This window comes from Methylophaga lonarensis MPL, assembly GCF_000349205.1.
GTDB lineage: Bacteria > Pseudomonadota > Gammaproteobacteria > Nitrosococcales > Methylophagaceae > Methylophaga > Methylophaga lonarensis.
Map to the genome: position 1 here is coordinate 1 of NZ_APHR01000056.1, position 15210 is coordinate 15210.

General features: G+C 49.6%; 17 protein-coding genes. 12 read left to right on the top strand and 5 right to left on the bottom strand.

The annotated features are described in order from the left end of the window. Together MPL1_RS09995 and MPL1_RS10000 are read right to left on the bottom strand one after the other, a co-directional pair. The coding region (locus tag MPL1_RS09995) for a response regulator (RefSeq protein WP_009727016.1) at positions 1 to 567 on the bottom strand (567 nt) is incomplete at its 3' end. Between the two features lie 24 nt (positions 568 to 591). Next, positions 592 to 1542: a sensor histidine kinase gene (locus tag MPL1_RS10000; protein ID WP_009727017.1), complete on the bottom strand. Its 951-nt coding sequence runs from the start codon at positions 1540 to 1542 to the stop codon at positions 592 to 594. Positions 1543 to 1759: 217 nt separating this feature from the next. On the opposite strand from MPL1_RS10000, the gene MPL1_RS10005 reads away from it, so the two are divergent. From MPL1_RS10005 to MPL1_RS10015, 3 genes are read left to right on the top strand one after another with little or no spacing between them, the layout of a single operon-like run. After that, positions 1760 to 2086: a hypothetical protein gene (locus tag MPL1_RS10005; protein ID WP_009727018.1), complete on the top strand. Its 327-nt coding sequence runs from the start codon at positions 1760 to 1762 to the stop codon at positions 2084 to 2086. Positions 2087 to 2107: 21 nt separating this feature from the next. After that, complete coding sequence (locus MPL1_RS10010; RefSeq protein WP_009727019.1) at positions 2108 to 2632, top strand: SRPBCC family protein; 525 nt, start codon at positions 2108 to 2110, stop codon at positions 2630 to 2632. A 5-nt stretch (positions 2633 to 2637) separates the two neighbouring features. Next, positions 2638 to 3573 carry a YncE family protein gene (locus MPL1_RS10015; protein WP_009727020.1) on the top strand — a complete coding sequence of 312 codons (936 nt, stop codon included), beginning with the start codon at positions 2638 to 2640 and terminating at the stop codon, positions 3571 to 3573. Positions 3574 to 3575: 2 nt separating this feature from the next. On the opposite strand, the gene trmL is transcribed toward MPL1_RS10015, so the two are convergent. Both trmL and MPL1_RS10025 read right to left on the bottom strand, forming a co-directional pair. After that, on the bottom strand, positions 3576 to 4040 hold the full coding sequence (trmL, locus tag MPL1_RS10020; protein WP_009727021.1) for a tRNA (uridine(34)/cytosine(34)/5-carboxymethylaminomethyluridine(34)-2'-O)-methyltransferase TrmL: 465 nt from the start codon (positions 4038 to 4040) through the stop codon (positions 3576 to 3578). A gap of 2 nt (positions 4041 to 4042) precedes the next feature. Beyond that, complete coding sequence (locus MPL1_RS10025) at positions 4043 to 5656, bottom strand: lytic transglycosylase (RefSeq protein WP_009727022.1); 1614 nt, start codon at positions 5654 to 5656, stop codon at positions 4043 to 4045. A gap of 254 nt (positions 5657 to 5910) precedes the next feature. Between MPL1_RS10025 and MPL1_RS10030 the strand changes: the two genes are divergently transcribed. Genes MPL1_RS10030 through MPL1_RS10040 form a run of 3 tightly spaced genes read left to right on the top strand, consistent with a single transcriptional unit; the run spans position 5911 to position 8527 of the window. After that, positions 5911 to 6717 carry a DUF2797 domain-containing protein gene (locus MPL1_RS10030; RefSeq protein ID WP_009727023.1) on the top strand — a complete coding sequence of 269 codons (807 nt, stop codon included), beginning with the start codon at positions 5911 to 5913 and terminating at the stop codon, positions 6715 to 6717. Next, positions 6714 to 7739: a quinone-dependent dihydroorotate dehydrogenase gene (locus tag MPL1_RS10035; RefSeq protein WP_009727024.1), complete on the top strand. Its 1026-nt coding sequence runs from the start codon at positions 6714 to 6716 to the stop codon at positions 7737 to 7739. The genes MPL1_RS10030 and MPL1_RS10035 overlap by 4 nt, the downstream gene beginning before the upstream one ends. Continuing rightward, positions 7739 to 8527, top strand: coding sequence for a mechanosensitive ion channel family protein (locus tag MPL1_RS10040; RefSeq protein ID WP_009727025.1), 789 nt, complete (start codon positions 7739 to 7741; stop codon positions 8525 to 8527). Before MPL1_RS10035 ends, MPL1_RS10040 begins: the two co-directional genes overlap by 1 nt. Positions 8528 to 8567: 40 nt before the next feature. Here MPL1_RS10040 and gloB read toward each other — a convergent pair whose 3' ends face one another. Then, positions 8568 to 9341, bottom strand: coding sequence for a hydroxyacylglutathione hydrolase (gene gloB, locus MPL1_RS10045; protein WP_009727026.1), 774 nt, complete (start codon positions 9339 to 9341; stop codon positions 8568 to 8570). Between the two features lie 34 nt (positions 9342 to 9375). Here gloB and MPL1_RS10050 point away from each other — a divergent pair, with 34 nt between their 5' ends. The 6 genes from MPL1_RS10050 to dnaJ all read left to right on the top strand — a co-directional run bounded on the left by MPL1_RS10050 (position 9376) and on the right by dnaJ (position 15168). Then, positions 9376 to 10110 (top strand): class I SAM-dependent methyltransferase, encoded by a 735-nt coding sequence (locus tag MPL1_RS10050; protein WP_152417652.1) that lies wholly within the window; start codon positions 9376 to 9378, stop codon positions 10108 to 10110. Next, positions 10103 to 10549 carry a ribonuclease HI gene (gene rnhA / locus MPL1_RS10055; RefSeq protein WP_009727028.1) on the top strand — a complete coding sequence of 149 codons (447 nt, stop codon included), beginning with the start codon at positions 10103 to 10105 and terminating at the stop codon, positions 10547 to 10549. Before MPL1_RS10050 ends, rnhA begins: the two co-directional genes overlap by 8 nt. Positions 10550 to 10560: 11 nt before the next feature. Then, entirely contained in the window at positions 10561 to 11307 is a 747-nt protein-coding gene (dnaQ, locus tag MPL1_RS10060) for a DNA polymerase III subunit epsilon (protein WP_009727029.1), read from the top strand. An 85-nt stretch (positions 11308 to 11392) separates the two neighbouring features. After that, on the top strand, positions 11393 to 11944 hold the full coding sequence (gene grpE, locus MPL1_RS10065; protein WP_009727030.1) for a nucleotide exchange factor GrpE: 552 nt from the start codon (positions 11393 to 11395) through the stop codon (positions 11942 to 11944). A 111-nt stretch (positions 11945 to 12055) separates the two neighbouring features. Further along, positions 12056 to 13972: a molecular chaperone DnaK gene (gene dnaK / locus MPL1_RS10070; RefSeq protein ID WP_009727031.1), complete on the top strand. Its 1917-nt coding sequence runs from the start codon at positions 12056 to 12058 to the stop codon at positions 13970 to 13972. 83 nt (positions 13973 to 14055) lie between these two features. Next, positions 14056 to 15168 (top strand): molecular chaperone DnaJ, encoded by a 1113-nt coding sequence (gene dnaJ / locus MPL1_RS10075; RefSeq protein WP_009727032.1) that lies wholly within the window; start codon positions 14056 to 14058, stop codon positions 15166 to 15168. Positions 15169 to 15210 lie beyond the last annotated feature (42 nt).

Consider the following 15210-nt stretch of genomic DNA (forward strand, 5'->3'; position numbering starts at 1 on the left):
TTGGTTTGTATGTTTGAGACTGTTTTGGGGGTCGAGTGTCAGGCTGTTGGGCAATTTCATTAATGCTGAGCCCCTCGGCAWCACCATTCGGAAAACAGCAAACTCCTGATGAGACAATGAACTGATCTTCTGGTCGGTGCGGATCAACTTTTCCATGGCTATAGAGCGAGCCACTTCGGTCCCCAGATAATGACGTCTGGCGGCAACCGATTTGACTGCTTCGATGAGGACATCTGACGATGAAGACTTGGTGATATAACCGATTGCCCCCAGTTCCAGTGCCCGCATTGCCAGTGATGTTTCATCATGCATGCTGCAGACCAGGATCCTGGCATGGTTATCTCTAGCACAAATACGCCTTACACATTCAAGCCCGCCGGTACCGGGCATAGTCATATCTATGATGCAAACATCCGGCTTCAGTGCGGTATAGCTCTGATAGCCATCTTCAGCATTGCCCGCCTGGCCAATGACTTTGAAACCTGCTGTTTCAAGCAGCTGTTGATAGCCTTCACGTAAAATAGTGTGGTCGTCGATAAGTAATAAAGTGATTTGTTCAGTTTTCATCACAGCCTCAAAGGTTCAATGTGTTCAGTCCAAAGGGATGCTTAAATGCATTACCGTGCCGGTGGGATGATTGTTTTTAAGCTCAAAACGCCCATCCAGTGCATGGCAGCGTTCACGTATGCCGATAAGCCCTAGCCCCAAGTTGATTGATTTTTCAGGATCGATGCCTTTGCCGTCATCACGCAGCACCAGACTGATTTCGGTGTGTTCCGGGTGTGATTTGAAAGTCGTCAGATCAATGTCAACCATGCCCGCGTTGGCATGACGACTGACATTGGATAGACCCTCCTGCAAGCAGCGGTAGATTGTCAGCCCAGCCTCATAATTGACCGATGAATCATCAATATCCAGGTTGTAGTTAAGCTCAATGCCCGGAAAGGTCATTTGCCATTGGGATAATAAGTCTTCAACCACCGTGGACAGTCCCATCGATGCAAGTCCCGGTGGTCGAATTGAGCGAAGTTGTGAACGAGTGACTTCACGCAGGTAATTGGCGCTGTCATGCACGGTGTTGAGCAAAGTGCCAAGCTTGTCATGATCTTCTGCCAGCTTTTTGGCGACGCTGATATTGACGTCAATTGCGGCAAGATGCTGTCCGAATACATCATGTAGTTCTCTAGCTAGATGCAATCGTTCAGCTTCGCGAACTGAAGTGATATGTTTTATTAATGCTCTGTTCTGAGACAACAGGGTAGAGATTTCCTGATTGGTGGCCTTCAGACTTTGCTGAATTTGCAGGTTCCTGGACAGGGTTGCCTGAAGCTCCAGGTAACGCCTCCGACCAAACCACATCAGCCCGATGCAAGCGGTCAGCAAAACAAAAATGATTTCATCAAGCTGGTAAAACTCGCCCAATGCCGCCCAATCTATCCAGCGCTCGGCTAAGTCATAGTAACCGGCAACTACCCAGGTGACGATTGCGGCAACACCAACAATGGTCAGATCAACTCGAGCACGATTTCGATTTTTCAGCATCAATCTTTTGAGTCAGGCGATAAAAGTCACGGATTCTAGAGTATTGAAACAATAAATGTATATATTCAATAATCCTTAATTTGAATTGCTTTTATAAATCAGGAAAAACTCATAGCAATAACAGTGATGACTTCCCGGTTCTAGATGGGCCGTATGCTCTATCTGCTCAGGGGGCTGGCAGGTAGCATTGAGAAGATTTTTTTCACTGGAGCAATCGATGAATTTGATAGGTAGATTTACTGTGTTTCTGATACTGACATTTTCAGGCATCAATCTTGTGTCTGCTGATATGGCTGACTCTCACCAGCTTTCCGAGTTTGCGTTTGTTAAAGAGTTTTCAGGAAAAAGTGCTGAATATGTCCGAGAAGCACTAGGTGAACCTGAGCAGGTTTCTGTCAGGGAAAATGCGAGTGGTCGTGTTGAGTTTCTTGTTTATAAAGATTTGGTAAAAGTTGGTAATTCATCAAACAGATATAAATATACACAAATTGGAATTATAAATGGTTATGTTGAAACCATTGGCAACACCAATAGAGCTCCGTAATAATTTTTAAGGTAAATAGAAATGAAATTAGCAAGAAATATCTTCTCGGTCATGATGGGTGTGGTTATTCTGGCAAGCAATGTCTATGCTCACGGTCCGACTCCCCAGCGTGTGGATGAGCAGCTGGTACTCTCAGCCGATATTGATGATGTCTGGCAAGTGGTAGCGGATTTTTCCAGTATTGGTGATTGGCATCCGCAAGTGACCGTCGTGGAAATGACGGATGATACGACTCGGGTCATCTCAATTGAAGGTCAGCAAGGCACTATCACGGAAAGTCTTGATGAGAGTGATGCTGAGCGCCGTTACATCAGTTTTAGATTGTTGCGTGAAGATATCACGGTCATCCCGGTGAGTTTCTACAGTATTGCTATCCAGCTTGAGGCCGTTGATGCAGGCACCGAAGTGACCTGGAGAGGACGTTTTTATCGTGGCGATACCGGGAATTTCCCACCTGAAAACCTGAGTGATGCGGCTGCGGTTGAAGCGATGACTGCCTATGCTCGAAACGGGCTTGAAGGTTTACAACAGTCTCTGGCGAAGTGATCAAGATGAAAAGAATAAGGTGGAGTTTTCTGCTACTGGCGGCACTGCCAGTTTTTGTCAGTGCTGAGCGATTGTTTATCACCAGCCAAACCGATGCGCGTATATCGGTGGTAGACAGTGAAAATTTACTGCTGGAATCTGACTATGCTGTGGATTCCGGGCCAGTTGCGGTGGTAGCGGATCGACAACGTAATCACCTGTTTATTTCGCATCCAGAATTAGGCCTGGTGACAGTAAGGAAGCTCGACTCAGGCGAGAAAGTCACCGATATCTCGACTGGCGGTCAGCCATTTGCCATGGTGCTGGATGACAAAAGGCCCCAGTTGTTTGTCACCGATTGGGATAGAGATGCGGTGTTGGTGATTAATGCTGAGTCTTTGCAGTTGGTTGATATTCTCGCAGTTGGCAAGAGTCCGGCCGGAATTGCACTCAACAGTGAAGGTCGTCGCCTCTATATAGCCAATAGAGAGGACAATACCTTGACTGTGCTGGATGCTGATCGCGCCAGATTGATTGCCACATTGCCTGTTGGCCGTGGCCCCTATGCGGTGAATTACAATACGGCTTTAAGCCAAATCTATGTCAGTAGTGTCCAGGATCACAGTCTGACGGTAATTGATGATGATCAACTGGATGCGATACAGCAGTTTGAAGTTGGACGCTCGCCCTATGATGTGGGGATTAGTGAAGATGGCTCGCGACTTTATGTCGTCAGTCAGAATGACAATCTGCTGCTTGAGATTGATGCGGCCAATTTTGAAGTACTGCAAACATTCAAAACTGGCGAAATGCCAGAGAGTGTCTGGCTGGATGTGGTGAATCAAAGGGCTTTTGTCAGCAACTGGTTTAGTGACAGTCTGACAATTTTTGATTTGAAAACAGGCGCGTCCCTGGCGGAAATTTCCTTGGCAAGAGGGCCAAGAATGATGTCAGTTCAATAAGCTCAGACAGCAGCATTAAACCCAAGCTGACGCCACGCTTCAAAAAGGATGACGGCCGTGGCATTAGACAGATTAAGACTGCGACTGCCGGACAGCATCGGAATACGAAGCTTCTGATCGTCCGGCAGGCTGTTGAGCACGTTTGTCGGCAAGCCTCTTGATTCAGGACCAAACAGCAATACATCTTCGTCTTGAAAGTTGATCTGGTGGTAATGCTGGCGAGCCTTGGTGGTACAGGCAAGCAATCGGCGTTGTCCCGACCAGTCACAAAAGGCATCAAAACCATCATGCTGCATCACTGCAGCAAATTCATGATAATCAAGCCCTGCACGACGCAGGCGCTTGTCTTCCAGTACAAAGCCAAGAGGTGCAATTAGATGTAGCTGTGCGCCAGTGTTGGCACACAGCCGGATGATGTTGCCTGTGTTGGGGGGAATTTCAGGCTCATACAGTGCGACATGCAGCACTGTCAGATTTGACTGAGTTGCAGGGCAGGGTCCACGTAGAGTGTCAGTTGTTGCCCGGGGTGCAGCAGGCTGCGTTCAGTCAGATTGTTCCATTCACGGACATTCGCCACGCTAACATTGAAACGTCTGGAAATTTTCCACAGTGAATCGCCATCACGGATAGTGTAATTAACGGTGCGTAAGCCGGCGGGCTGATCGCCAGGCGCATTACTGGATGCATAGATCACCAGCTGCTGCCCTGGGTGCAGCATGTCACGTGGTTTTTTATCGTTCCACTTGGCAAGTTGATCAACTTCAATGTTATGACTGCGGGCAATATTCCACCATGAATCACCGGCTTGTACGGTGTAGGTGGTTTTTTTACCTTTGGCTGCAATGTTGGCGCTGAGGCTTGTGCTAGTCGATTCACCGGCAACCGGGATCAGTAGTTGCTGACCAACACGAATCAGGTTGCCAGTCAGTTCATTGGTATCCTTGAGTGCTGCAACCGTGGTGTTATAGCGACTGGCGATGACACCCAGTGATTCACCAGACTTCACTTCATGTCTGGCCCACTGGACCCGTTCACTGGCGGGTAATGCGGCCAGTTCTCGTTCGAAGACCGGCGCTTTATCGATCGGTAAGGCAAGCTGATGCGGACCCTCTGGTGCTGTGGCCCAGCGACTGAAACCAGGATTGAGCTGATAAATTTCATCAACGGTAATTCCTGCCAGTCGTGCAGCCAATGCCAGATCAATTTGTGAACCGACATCGACAACTGTCAGATAAGGCTCATTGTTCACTGCCATCAGATCCAGTTCGTATCTTTCCGGAAATTTAATCAAATGAGAGACAGCCAATAATTTAGGCACATAGTTCTGTGTTTCGTTAGGCAGTTCAAGCGACCAGAAATCAGTCGGCAAGCCGGATTCTTCATTGCGGCGGATAGACCTGCCAACGGTGCCTTCACCGGCGTTGTATGCTGCCAGCGCCAGTTCCCAGTCGTTAAAGTCGTTGTATAGTTTTTCAAGATAGCTCAGAGCGGCATCGGTTGATGCGATAATGTCTCTGCGTCCGTCATACCACCATGTCTGGTCGAGGCCAAAAACACGGCCGGTTCCAGGAATAAACTGCCATATACCGGCTGCCTGGCTGCTTGACACGGCAAAGGGTTCGTAGCTGCTCTCGATAATCGGCAGCAGGGCGAGTTCCATCGGTAAACCACGTGCTTCGATTTGTTCAACGATGTAGTGCAGGTAGGGGGTGGCTCGCTCGGCGATACGATTCATGAAGTCAGGATGATTAGCAAACCATTCCAGACGCTCTACGGTCACCTCATGCATGTCTTCGTGATCAGACATGGCAAAGCCATCACGGATACGGTCCCAGAGATCTTCGAATACCAGTTCTGATTCTGGATCTTCTGGTCGAGCTAGACGTTTTTTGGCGACCTTGGCTGACTCTGCTTGTTTGATGGGGGACTTGACGATATCGTGGTATTGAGTAGCGGGGGGTGAACTTGATTCAGTTGACAGCTTCCTTGCATCGTCACCTTGTTTGCTGGTCGTCGAACAACCGGAAACCAGCGTGAAAAGCACCACAAACAGCGGTGTGAAGAGCTTTTTTAAATTTAACATGTGATGTTATCAATGCCGTCTAACTATTTAATTGCGCTAAGTATATACGCGATTGATGAAAAAATGACCACCCCCTGAGACGGCCGGTTTTCTGGATACCAAAGCAGGCCTGAGTTTAAGATGACATAAAATTTTTTCGGGGAACTGCTGATTCGTAAATTGTGCGGAAATTTTTTTAAAGAACATGTCATCGATGCTTTTGCATCCAAATTCATGAGGTAATTGTGGCAGTAACAGACGGACAAATGTCCAAGATGTCAGCAGTGTTGGCTGACGACGGCAAGGCAAGTTATCAGATGCTGCTCGGTGAACATCGGGTGGATATGGCAGCGCTGATGGGTAAGCACTTAAGATTTGAGTATGTGGGTGAAATTTTTTGTCAGCATTGCCAACGACGCACTAAAAAAAGCTTCAGTGGCGGATTTTGTTTTCCCTGCTCACAAAAGCTGGCTCAGTGCGATCTGTGTTTTATGAAGCCAGAGACTTGTCACTTCGAGCAAGGCACTTGCCGTGAACCGGATTGGGGGCAGGCGGTCTGCATGCAACCGCATGTGGTGTATCTGGCCAACAGTTCCGGACTCAAGGTCGGCATTACTCGTACTGGACAAATCCCCACACGCTGGATTGACCAGGGGGCAACGCAGGCATTGCCGATTTTTATGGTGCAAAGCCGACAACAATCCGGGCTGGTGGAAACGGTTTACAAGCAGCACGTCTCTGACAGAACTGATTGGCGGAAAATGCTCAAAGCACAGGCCGAACCACTTGATTTGGCTGGGCTAAGAGATCAATTATTCGCTGAGACACTGCACGAGATCAAAGCATTGCAGGAACGCTTTGGTGAACAGTCAATTAAAGCACTGAAGGCTGAAACAGTGACCGAGATTGTTTACCCTGTGTTGCAGTATCCAGACAAAGTCAAATCACTGAGCTTTGACAAGACGAATCAGCTTGAAGGTGAGTTATTAGGCATCAAAGGCCAATATCTGATTCTGGATACCGGCGTAATCAACATTCGAAAATTTACCGGCTACCACGTAAAAATGGAATTTGCAGCATGATCTATTCACTGTTACGCAATTTGATGTTTCGGCTTGATCCCGAGAAGTCTCATCATCTGGGATTGAAGTCACTGGATATTCTGGAAATGACCGGCGTGTTGTCACTGCTCAAGCCCAAACTTGCAGCGACACCGGTTCGTGTCATGGGTCTGAATTTTCCCAATCCAGTGGGGCTTGCTGCCGGACTCGATAAAAACGCAGATCACATCGATGCCCTGTCACAACTGGGCTTCGGTTTTATTGAGGTGGGCACAGTGACCCCGAGACCTCAACCTGGCAACCCCAAACCGAGGCTGTTTCGCCTGCCGGAAGCGCAGGCGATTATCAATCGCATGGGATTCAATAATCTTGGCATTGATCATCTTATCGAGCAGGTTCAGGTGGCTCAGCGGCAATGTATTTTGGGCATTAACATCGGTAAAAACTTCGACACACCTGTTGAAAAAGCCGTTGATGACTATGTGATAGGCTTGAACAAGGCGTATCCGTTTGCGGACTACATCACCATCAATATATCTTCTCCCAATACGCCCGGGCTGCGGGATTTGCAATTCGGGGAAGCGTTGAATGCCTTGTTGGCAGAGCTGAAAAAATCACAACAGCGTTTGCATCGTGAGCACGGGCGATATGTGCCGCTCGCGGTCAAAGTCGCTCCGGATTTGTCGGAACAAGAAGTGCAGCAATTGGCCAGTGCTTTCACACAGCATGAAATGGACGCGGTGATTGCCACCAACACCACCATGTCTCGTGAGGCGGTTGCCGGCATGTTGCATGCAGATGAAGCGGGAGGCCTCAGTGGTGCACCTTTGACGACTGCTTCGACTGAAATTGTCAGGCAATTCCGTCAAGCCCTGCCAATGGATATGCCAATCATCGCGGCGGGAGGCATCATGTCGGCCGAAGATGCCCTAGCCAAACTTGAAGCCGGTGCCACGTTGTTACAAATCTATAGCGGCCTGATATATCAGGGGCCAGCACTGATTAGAGATATCGTTAAATCAATTGAAGCGGGGAAAAGTTAATGGAAAGTGTCCTGGGTAGTTTCCTGATGAATGTGTTGACGGCAATTTTGATCGTCGTCGTCGGGCGAATCGTTGTTAAATGGCTGGTAAAACTGATTCGTAAATTGATGGTTCGCTGGAATGTCGACCCGATTCTTATCAATTTCCTGAGTTCCATTTCCAATGCATTACTGCTGTTGTTTGTCTTTATTGCGGCGCTGGATCAACTTGGAGTCAACACTACTTCGCTGATTGCAGTATTGGGTGCTGCCGGTCTTGCCGTTGGTCTGGCAATGAAAGACTCGCTGCAAAACTTCTCTGCCGGGGTCATGCTGGTGATCTTTCGACCATTCAAAGTGGGCGACTTTATCGATGCTGGCGGCGTCATGGGCATTGTGGAAAAGATCAGCATTTTCAGCACCATCATGCGAACAGGCGACAATCGTGAAGTAATTGTGCCTAATGGCCGAATTTATGGTGGCACCATCACCAACTTTTCAGCGCGTGATACCCGTCGTATCGATATGGTGTTCGGCATTAGCTATGGCGATGATTTGCTCAAGGCAAAAAATATCATCAAGGACATCGTCACCGGTCACGAAAAAGTGTTACAAGATCCTGAGCCGGTGGTACGTGTTGCAGAGCTTGCTGACAGCAGCGTTAACTTCGATGTCAGACCCTGGGTGAATGCCGATGATTTCTGGCCCGTGCGTGCCGAGCTGATTGAGCAGATCAAATTAGCGTTTGATGCGAACGGTATCACCATTCCATTCCCACAGATGGATGTGCATGTAAACAAGTCGGAATAAGCCGCGCACTCAAGAGGCGGCAGCAGCGTCGCCTCTTGAATCAAAACACATCTTTTTTGCTGCGCAGTCGACGGAAAACTTCGATTGCCTCCAAAGGCTCGACATCATTGTCATTACGAAGCTGACAGGCCACACTCGGCTGGTCACAGCGTAAAAAAGGGTTGGTCTGCAGCTCATCAGCAAGTCGTGACGGTACGGTGCTGAGATCATGCGCACGTAGCTGTCGGCAATGCGCTAAGCGAAGGTGCAGAGCCTGATTGTCTGGTTCGATGCTCAGGGCAAACAGCAGGTTGTTGAGTGTGTATTCATGGGCGCAGTAGATTTCAGTGTGTGCGGGAAGCTGGCGAAGTCTTAATAAGGACGCATAAAGCTGTTCAGCAGTGCCACCCAGCAACCGACCGCAGCCACCGGCAAACAGTGTGTCACCGCAGAACAGTTTGCCATCAAGCAGATAGCTGATGTGTCCAGCGGTATGTCCCGGGGTATCAAGGATTTGCACTGCTGGGAAAGCAGGATGCAGGCTTAAACCACTGTGTTCCGCGAGGGGATGGCTCATCTCAGGTATCTGTTCCTGTCGGGGGCCGAACACAGGCAAATCGGCATAGCTTTGACGCAGTTGCCGGATGCCGCCCACATGGTCGTGATGGTGATGTGTGATCAGAATCGCGACAGGCTCGAGTTCGAGAGTTTGCAACTTCCTAAGGACGGGTTCTGCACTGCCGGGATCGACGATCATGGTTTCCGCGCTGTGTTCAGATTGAATCAGCCAGATATAATTATCTTCAAATGCATTAACGGCATGCACTTTCAGCATGAAAGACTCCCGGTGGGTGATGACAGATTATAGAATGCACGAGCAACAAATGTCGGAATGGTGGGCGAGTCCGCTGGGACAGCGCCTGGACCAGTCTGAACGCGATGCGCTGTTTTCACTCAAACATCTGCTGTATGGCTATTATCAAGTTCAGATTGGCGGCAACAGTCTGTTATTGCCCGGCTCCAAACGACCCGAAGCATTACTTCGCGTTGGTGAACATGCCGATGTGGTTGCTCAACCCGAGAACTTGCCGTTCAAATCTCATAGTATCGATAGTTTGATGTTGATGCATGTGCTTGAGTTCTCTACCGACCCACATCAATTGCTCAGAGAGGCTGAACGAGTGCTGATGGATGATGGCACCTTGGTGTTGTGTTGTTTCAACCCACTCAGCTTATGGGGCATGAAACGCTTGTTTTCCTGGCAGGACAGGCCTCCCTGGAATGGTCACTTTTTCTCCCGCTCCAGGATTCAGGATTGGTTGGCGCTGCTCAATTTTCAGATTATTGATCGCCGAGCGCTCGGCTTTACACTGCCCAGTCAGTCTTTACGGTTGCTTAGATGGACCCGTTTTATGCCACGCTGGGGGGCAAGACTCTGGCCCTTTTTTTGTGGCGTGACCATTGTGGTTGCCAGTAAACGTACTATTCCGCTGACACCACTGCCCGTGCGCTGGCGGCAGGCAGCGCTGTTTCCGAAAACCCGCTTGGTTAATCGGCCTTTAACTCGTCATGACAGACACACAGGAACCCCCGAAGATGGATGAAGTGGATATTTTTACCGATGGAGCCTGTAGTGGTAATCCCGGGCCGGGCGGTTGGGGAGCTATTTTGCGGCTGCGTGGCAAACAGGTAGAGAAGGAATTATCCGGCGCAGAACCCGACACCACCAATAACCGTATGGAAATGATGGCGGTCATTGCTGCTTTGGAAGCTTTGAAAAAACCTTGTAAGGTGACAATCACCACAGATTCTCAGTATGTAATGAAAGGCATGACCGAATGGCTGTCCGGCTGGAAAGCCAAGCAGTGGAAAACCGCCGCGCGCAAGCCGGTCAAAAATGCCGATTTGTGGCAACGGCTGGACAAGGCGGTGAGTCAGCATCAAGTCAAATGGCAGTGGGTGCGTGGCCATGATGGACATCCAGACAATGAGCGTGCCGATCAACTGGCAGTCAATGCCCGGCAACAACTTCAAGCGAAATAAGAGGCTCGACGGTGACTGAACAACAAACAAAACGACAGATTGTGCTTGATACCGAAACCACCGGTATTAGTACGGCTGAAGATCATCGCATCATCGAAATCGGCTGTGTGGAAATTATCAATCGTCGTGCCACGGGGCAAACCTTTCATCAATACATCAACCCGCAGAGAGAAATCGATGCCGGTGCCATAGAAGTGCACGGTATTACCAACGATTTTCTTGCTGACAAACCGGTGTTTGCTGACATCGCCAAGGCGTTTATCGATTTTGTCAGCGGTGCCGAATTAATCATTCACAACGCACCGTTTGACGTTGGCTTTCTGGATCATGAATTTGGCAAGCTGGAGATCAACCATCGCATTGCAGATATCTGTGAGGTTGTTGATACGCTGAAGATGGCGCGTGACAAACATCCCGGCCAGAAAAACAATCTGGATGCCTTGTGTAAACGCTACCAGGTTGATAACTCCAATCGTGATTTGCACGGCGCTCTGCTGGATGCCGAAATTCTGGCCGAAGTCTACCTGGCCATGACCGGTGGCCAAGTCAGCTTGTCACTGGCGGCGGAACATCAAGAAGCTCCGACTGCCGACGAACAGCCGCTGGACAATGCCTTTACAGCATCAGCACGGCCAGCCTTGAAAATCATTCATGCAGACGAGCATGAGCTGGCGGCTCATCAGGCTATGCTGGAATTGATTGACAAAAAAAGTGATGGCGCCTGTGTCTGGCTCAAAGATAATCAGACAGCAGGTTAATTCAAAAAAATCAGGCCATTGGCTTGAAATGTGTTTCTTGGCCCCCAAATAGAACCTGTCTTCAGTAAAGCGAAAACGGGTCAACATGAGTCAAGAAGAAATCAACAACACAGACAACAGTCTGGATGCAACACCAGACCAGCAAACACAACCTGCCTCGGAATCACCGTCCGATGTCAGCCCCGAGCAGCTGCTTGAACAAGCCCAGGCCAAAGCCGATGAGTACTGGAACGAGTTACTGCGTGCCCGTGCAGATTTGGAAAATATGCGTCGTCGGCATAGTCGTGATCTTGAAAGTGCCCACAAGCATGCGCTCGACAGATTTGTCACCGAGCTGTTGCCGGTGTGTGACAGCCTTGAACTGGGGCTGAATGCGGCAGGCAATGAAGAAGCCAATTTGTCATCGGTTCGCGATGGCATGGATATGACACTCAAAATGCTGATCAGTGCCATTGCCAAGTTTGGTCTGGAACAGATCAACCCGGAAGGTGAAGCCTTTGATCCGGAACTGCATCAGGCAATGGCCATGCAGCCAGTCGAGGGCAAAGAAGCCAATCAGGTGATTGCGGTCATGCAAAAAGGTTATCGCTTCAATGGGCGTTTGCTCAGGCCTGCCATGGTGGTGGTCTCGCAATAAATCATCACCGTACAAAGTGAAGGGACTTGAAATCCACTGACAGCTCCCCAACCTAGAGACACAACAGCTGGTAAAGCCAGTCAGAGTTCAGAGAATTTCGGAGAATTATTTATGGGTAAAATTATTGGAATCGATTTGGGTACCACCAACTCATGCGTAGCAGTGTTGGAAGATGGTAAAGCCCGGGTTATCGAAAATAGCGAAGGTGATCGCACTACGCCATCGATTGTCGCCTTCACCAAAGACAACGAAGTACTGGTAGGTCAATCAGCAAAAAGACAAGCGGTGACCAACCCGAGCAACACACTGTACGGTATCAAACGACTGATCGGTCGTAAGTTCAAAGAAGATGTCGTTCAGCGTGATATCGACATGGTGCCTTACAAGATTGTTGAAGCCGACAACGGTGACGCCTGGGTTCAGGCCAACGACAAAAAAATGGCTCCACCAGAAATTTCTGCGCGTGTCTTGATGAAGATGAAAAAAACCGCTGAGGAATTCCTGGGTGAACCGGTTACAGAAGCCGTAGTTACCGTACCTGCTTACTTCAACGATTCACAACGTCAGGCGACTAAAGACGCTGGCAAGATTGCCGGTCTTGAAGTCAAACGTATCATCAACGAGCCGACCGCTGCTGCTCTGGCTTACGGCATGGACAAAAAGCGTGGTGACTCCACGGTTGTGGTTTATGACCTGGGTGGCGGTACCTTTGACGTATCGATCATCGAAATTGCTGACATCGAAGGTGAGCACCAATTTGAGGTGCTGGCGACCAACGGTGATACCTTCCTCGGCGGTGAAGACTTTGACCAGCGCATCATTGATTTTCTGGTCAGCGAATTCAAGAAAGATCAAGGCGTTGATTTGAGCAAGGATCCTCTGGCGCTGCAACGTCTGAAAGATGCGGCTGAAAAAGCAAAAATTGAGCTGTCCTCAAGCCAACAAACAGATATCAACCTGCCATACATCACAGCCGATGCCAGCGGTCCAAAACACATGGAAATCCGCCTGACCCGTGCCAAGCTGGAATCTCTGGTTGATGACTTGATTACACGCAGTCTTGAGCCTTGCAAGGTGGCGTTGAAAGATGCCGGACTGTCTGTCTCTGAGATCAGTGAAGTCATTCTGGTCGGTGGTCAGACGCGCATGCCGAAAGTACAAGAAGCTGTTAAAGAGCTGTTTGGCAAAGAACCACGCCGTGATGTAAACCCTGATGAAGCGGTGGCTGTAGGTGCGGCGATTCAGGCTGCGGTACTGGCAGGTGATGTCAAAGACGTACTCCTGCTTGACGTGACGCCGTTGAGCCTGGGTATCGAAACCATGGGTGGTGTGATGACCAAACTGGTTGAGAAAAACACCACGATTCCGACCAAAGCACAGCAGGTTTTCTCGACCGCCGATGACAATCAGCCTGCGGTGACCATTCACGTGCTGCAAGGTGAGCGTGAAATGGCCTCTGCCAACAAATCATTGGGTCGTTTTGATCTGGCCGATATTCCACCTGCGCCACGCGGTGTCCCACAAATCGAAGTGACGTTTGATATTGATGCCAACGGTATCCTCAACGTGTCGGCCAAAGACAAGGCCACAGGCAAGGAACAATCCATTGTCATCAAGGCTTCCAGTGGTCTGAGTGACGAAGAAGTGGAAAAAATGGTCAAGGATGCCGAAGCGCATGCCGAGGAAGATCGTAAGTTCCACGAACTGGTCACCGCGCGTAACACTGCAGATGGTTTGATTCACGCCACCAACAAGTCACTGAAAGACCTGGGTGACAAAGTTGATGCGGCAGAAAAATCTGCGATTGAATCTGCTATCGAGAGCCTGCAGGAAGCACTGAAAGGTGAAGACAAGGCTGATATCGAAGCAAAAACCAACACATTGTCAGAAGCGGCTGCCAAACTGGCTGAGCGAGCCTATGCCGAAAATGCTGAAGCAGGCGACGGCGCTGCCTCAGAGTCAGCGGCCGAAGCAAGTGACGATGTTGTTGATGCCGAGTTTGAAGAAGTCAACGACGACAAGAAGTAATCTCATCTCGATAATGACCTTGCAAACGGGCGTGGAACAAAATTCCGCGCCTGTTTTGCTTGAATAACAAGACCAGACAAGACATGGCCAAACAAGATTACTACGAACTGCTCGGCGTGGCGCGAACTGCCACAGAGGCCGAAATCAAAAAAGCCTATCGTCGCATGGCGATGAAGTATCACCCGGATCGTAATCCGGATGACAAAGACGCCGAAGCCAAATTCAAAGAAGCCAAAGAAGCCTACGAAGTTCTGTCTGATACCCGCAAACGGGCCGCTTATGATCAATTTGGTCACGCCGGTGTTGATAACAGTGCCGGAGCTGGCGGTTTCCGTGGTGGTGCCGGTGGTTTTAGCGATATCTTTGGCGATGTGTTCAACGATATCTTTGGCGCAGGCGGTAGACATCAGAACTATCGCGGTGCCGATCTGCGTTATCGACTTGAGTTAACGCTGGAAGAAGCCGTTGCCGGTACAACCGCCACCATCAGGATTCCAGTTCATGTGACCTGTAAAACCTGTGATGGCACAGGTGCCAAGCCTGGCAGCCAGCCAGTCACTTGTACCACCTGTGGCGGGCATGGACAGGTTAGAATTCAGCAAGGTTTCTTTACCGTGCAGCAAACCTGTCCACACTGCCATGGTACCGGCAAGATGATTCAGGATCCTTGCTCTGACTGTCACGGCGAAGGCGTGATTCAGGAACAGAAAACGCTGCAGGTCAAGGTGCCTGCGGGAGTGGATACCGGAGACAGAATCAGGCTGGCCGGTGAGGGTGAGGCTGGCACAGGCGGTGCGCCAGCGGGCGATCTGTATGTTGAAGTGTCGGTCAAACATCATGATGTGTTTACCCGTGATGGTAATAACCTGTTTTGCGATGTACCGATAAGTTTTGTGACCGCGACATTGGGCGGCGAAGTGGAAGTGCCCACCCTTAACGGCAAGGCCGTGTTGAAAGTGCCGGAAGGTACCCAGACCGGCCAGCAGTTCCGCTTGCGTTCCAAAGGGGTTCAGTCGGTTCGAAGTGGTAGTCCCGGCGACTTGTTGTGTCGAGTCATCATCGAAACACCTGTAAAATTATCGAAAAAACAGAAAGAATTGTTACAAGCCTTTGAGGACACTTTGAAGGACGGTAACAATGCCCACACCCCTAAACACAGTTCATGGCTTGACGCAGTCAAGCGCTTTTTTGAGTAAGGGATGGATTTGCCAATACAGGCTGGCTGAGCTAACTTCTCG

Coding starts and splice junctions, on each gene's coding strand:
- MPL1_RS10000 (WP_009727017.1), bottom strand. CDS start 1,542: ATGCTGAAAAATCGAAATCGTGCTCGAGTTGATCTGACCATTGTTGGT.
- MPL1_RS10005 (WP_009727018.1), top strand. CDS start 1,760: ATGAATTTGATAGGTAGATTTACTGTGTTTCTGATACTGACATTTTCA.
- MPL1_RS10010 (WP_009727019.1), top strand. CDS start 2,108: ATGAAATTAGCAAGAAATATCTTCTCGGTCATGATGGGTGTGGTTATT.
- MPL1_RS10015 (WP_009727020.1), top strand. CDS start 2,638: ATGAAAAGAATAAGGTGGAGTTTTCTGCTACTGGCGGCACTGCCAGTT.
- MPL1_RS10025 (WP_009727022.1), bottom strand. CDS start 5,656: ATGTTAAATTTAAAAAAGCTCTTCACACCGCTGTTTGTGGTGCTTTTC.
- MPL1_RS10030 (WP_009727023.1), top strand. CDS start 5,911: ATGTCAGCAGTGTTGGCTGACGACGGCAAGGCAAGTTATCAGATGCTG.
- MPL1_RS10035 (WP_009727024.1), top strand. CDS start 6,714: ATGATCTATTCACTGTTACGCAATTTGATGTTTCGGCTTGATCCCGAG.
- MPL1_RS10040 (WP_009727025.1), top strand. CDS start 7,739: ATGGAAAGTGTCCTGGGTAGTTTCCTGATGAATGTGTTGACGGCAATT.
- gloB (WP_009727026.1), bottom strand. CDS start 9,341: ATGCTGAAAGTGCATGCCGTTAATGCATTTGAAGATAATTATATCTGG.
- MPL1_RS10050 (WP_152417652.1), top strand. CDS start 9,376: ATGCACGAGCAACAAATGTCGGAATGGTGGGCGAGTCCGCTGGGACAG.
- rnhA (WP_009727028.1), top strand. CDS start 10,103: ATGGATGAAGTGGATATTTTTACCGATGGAGCCTGTAGTGGTAATCCC.
- grpE (WP_009727030.1), top strand. CDS start 11,393: ATGAGTCAAGAAGAAATCAACAACACAGACAACAGTCTGGATGCAACA.
- dnaK (WP_009727031.1), top strand. CDS start 12,056: ATGGGTAAAATTATTGGAATCGATTTGGGTACCACCAACTCATGCGTA.
- dnaJ (WP_009727032.1), top strand. CDS start 14,056: ATGGCCAAACAAGATTACTACGAACTGCTCGGCGTGGCGCGAACTGCC.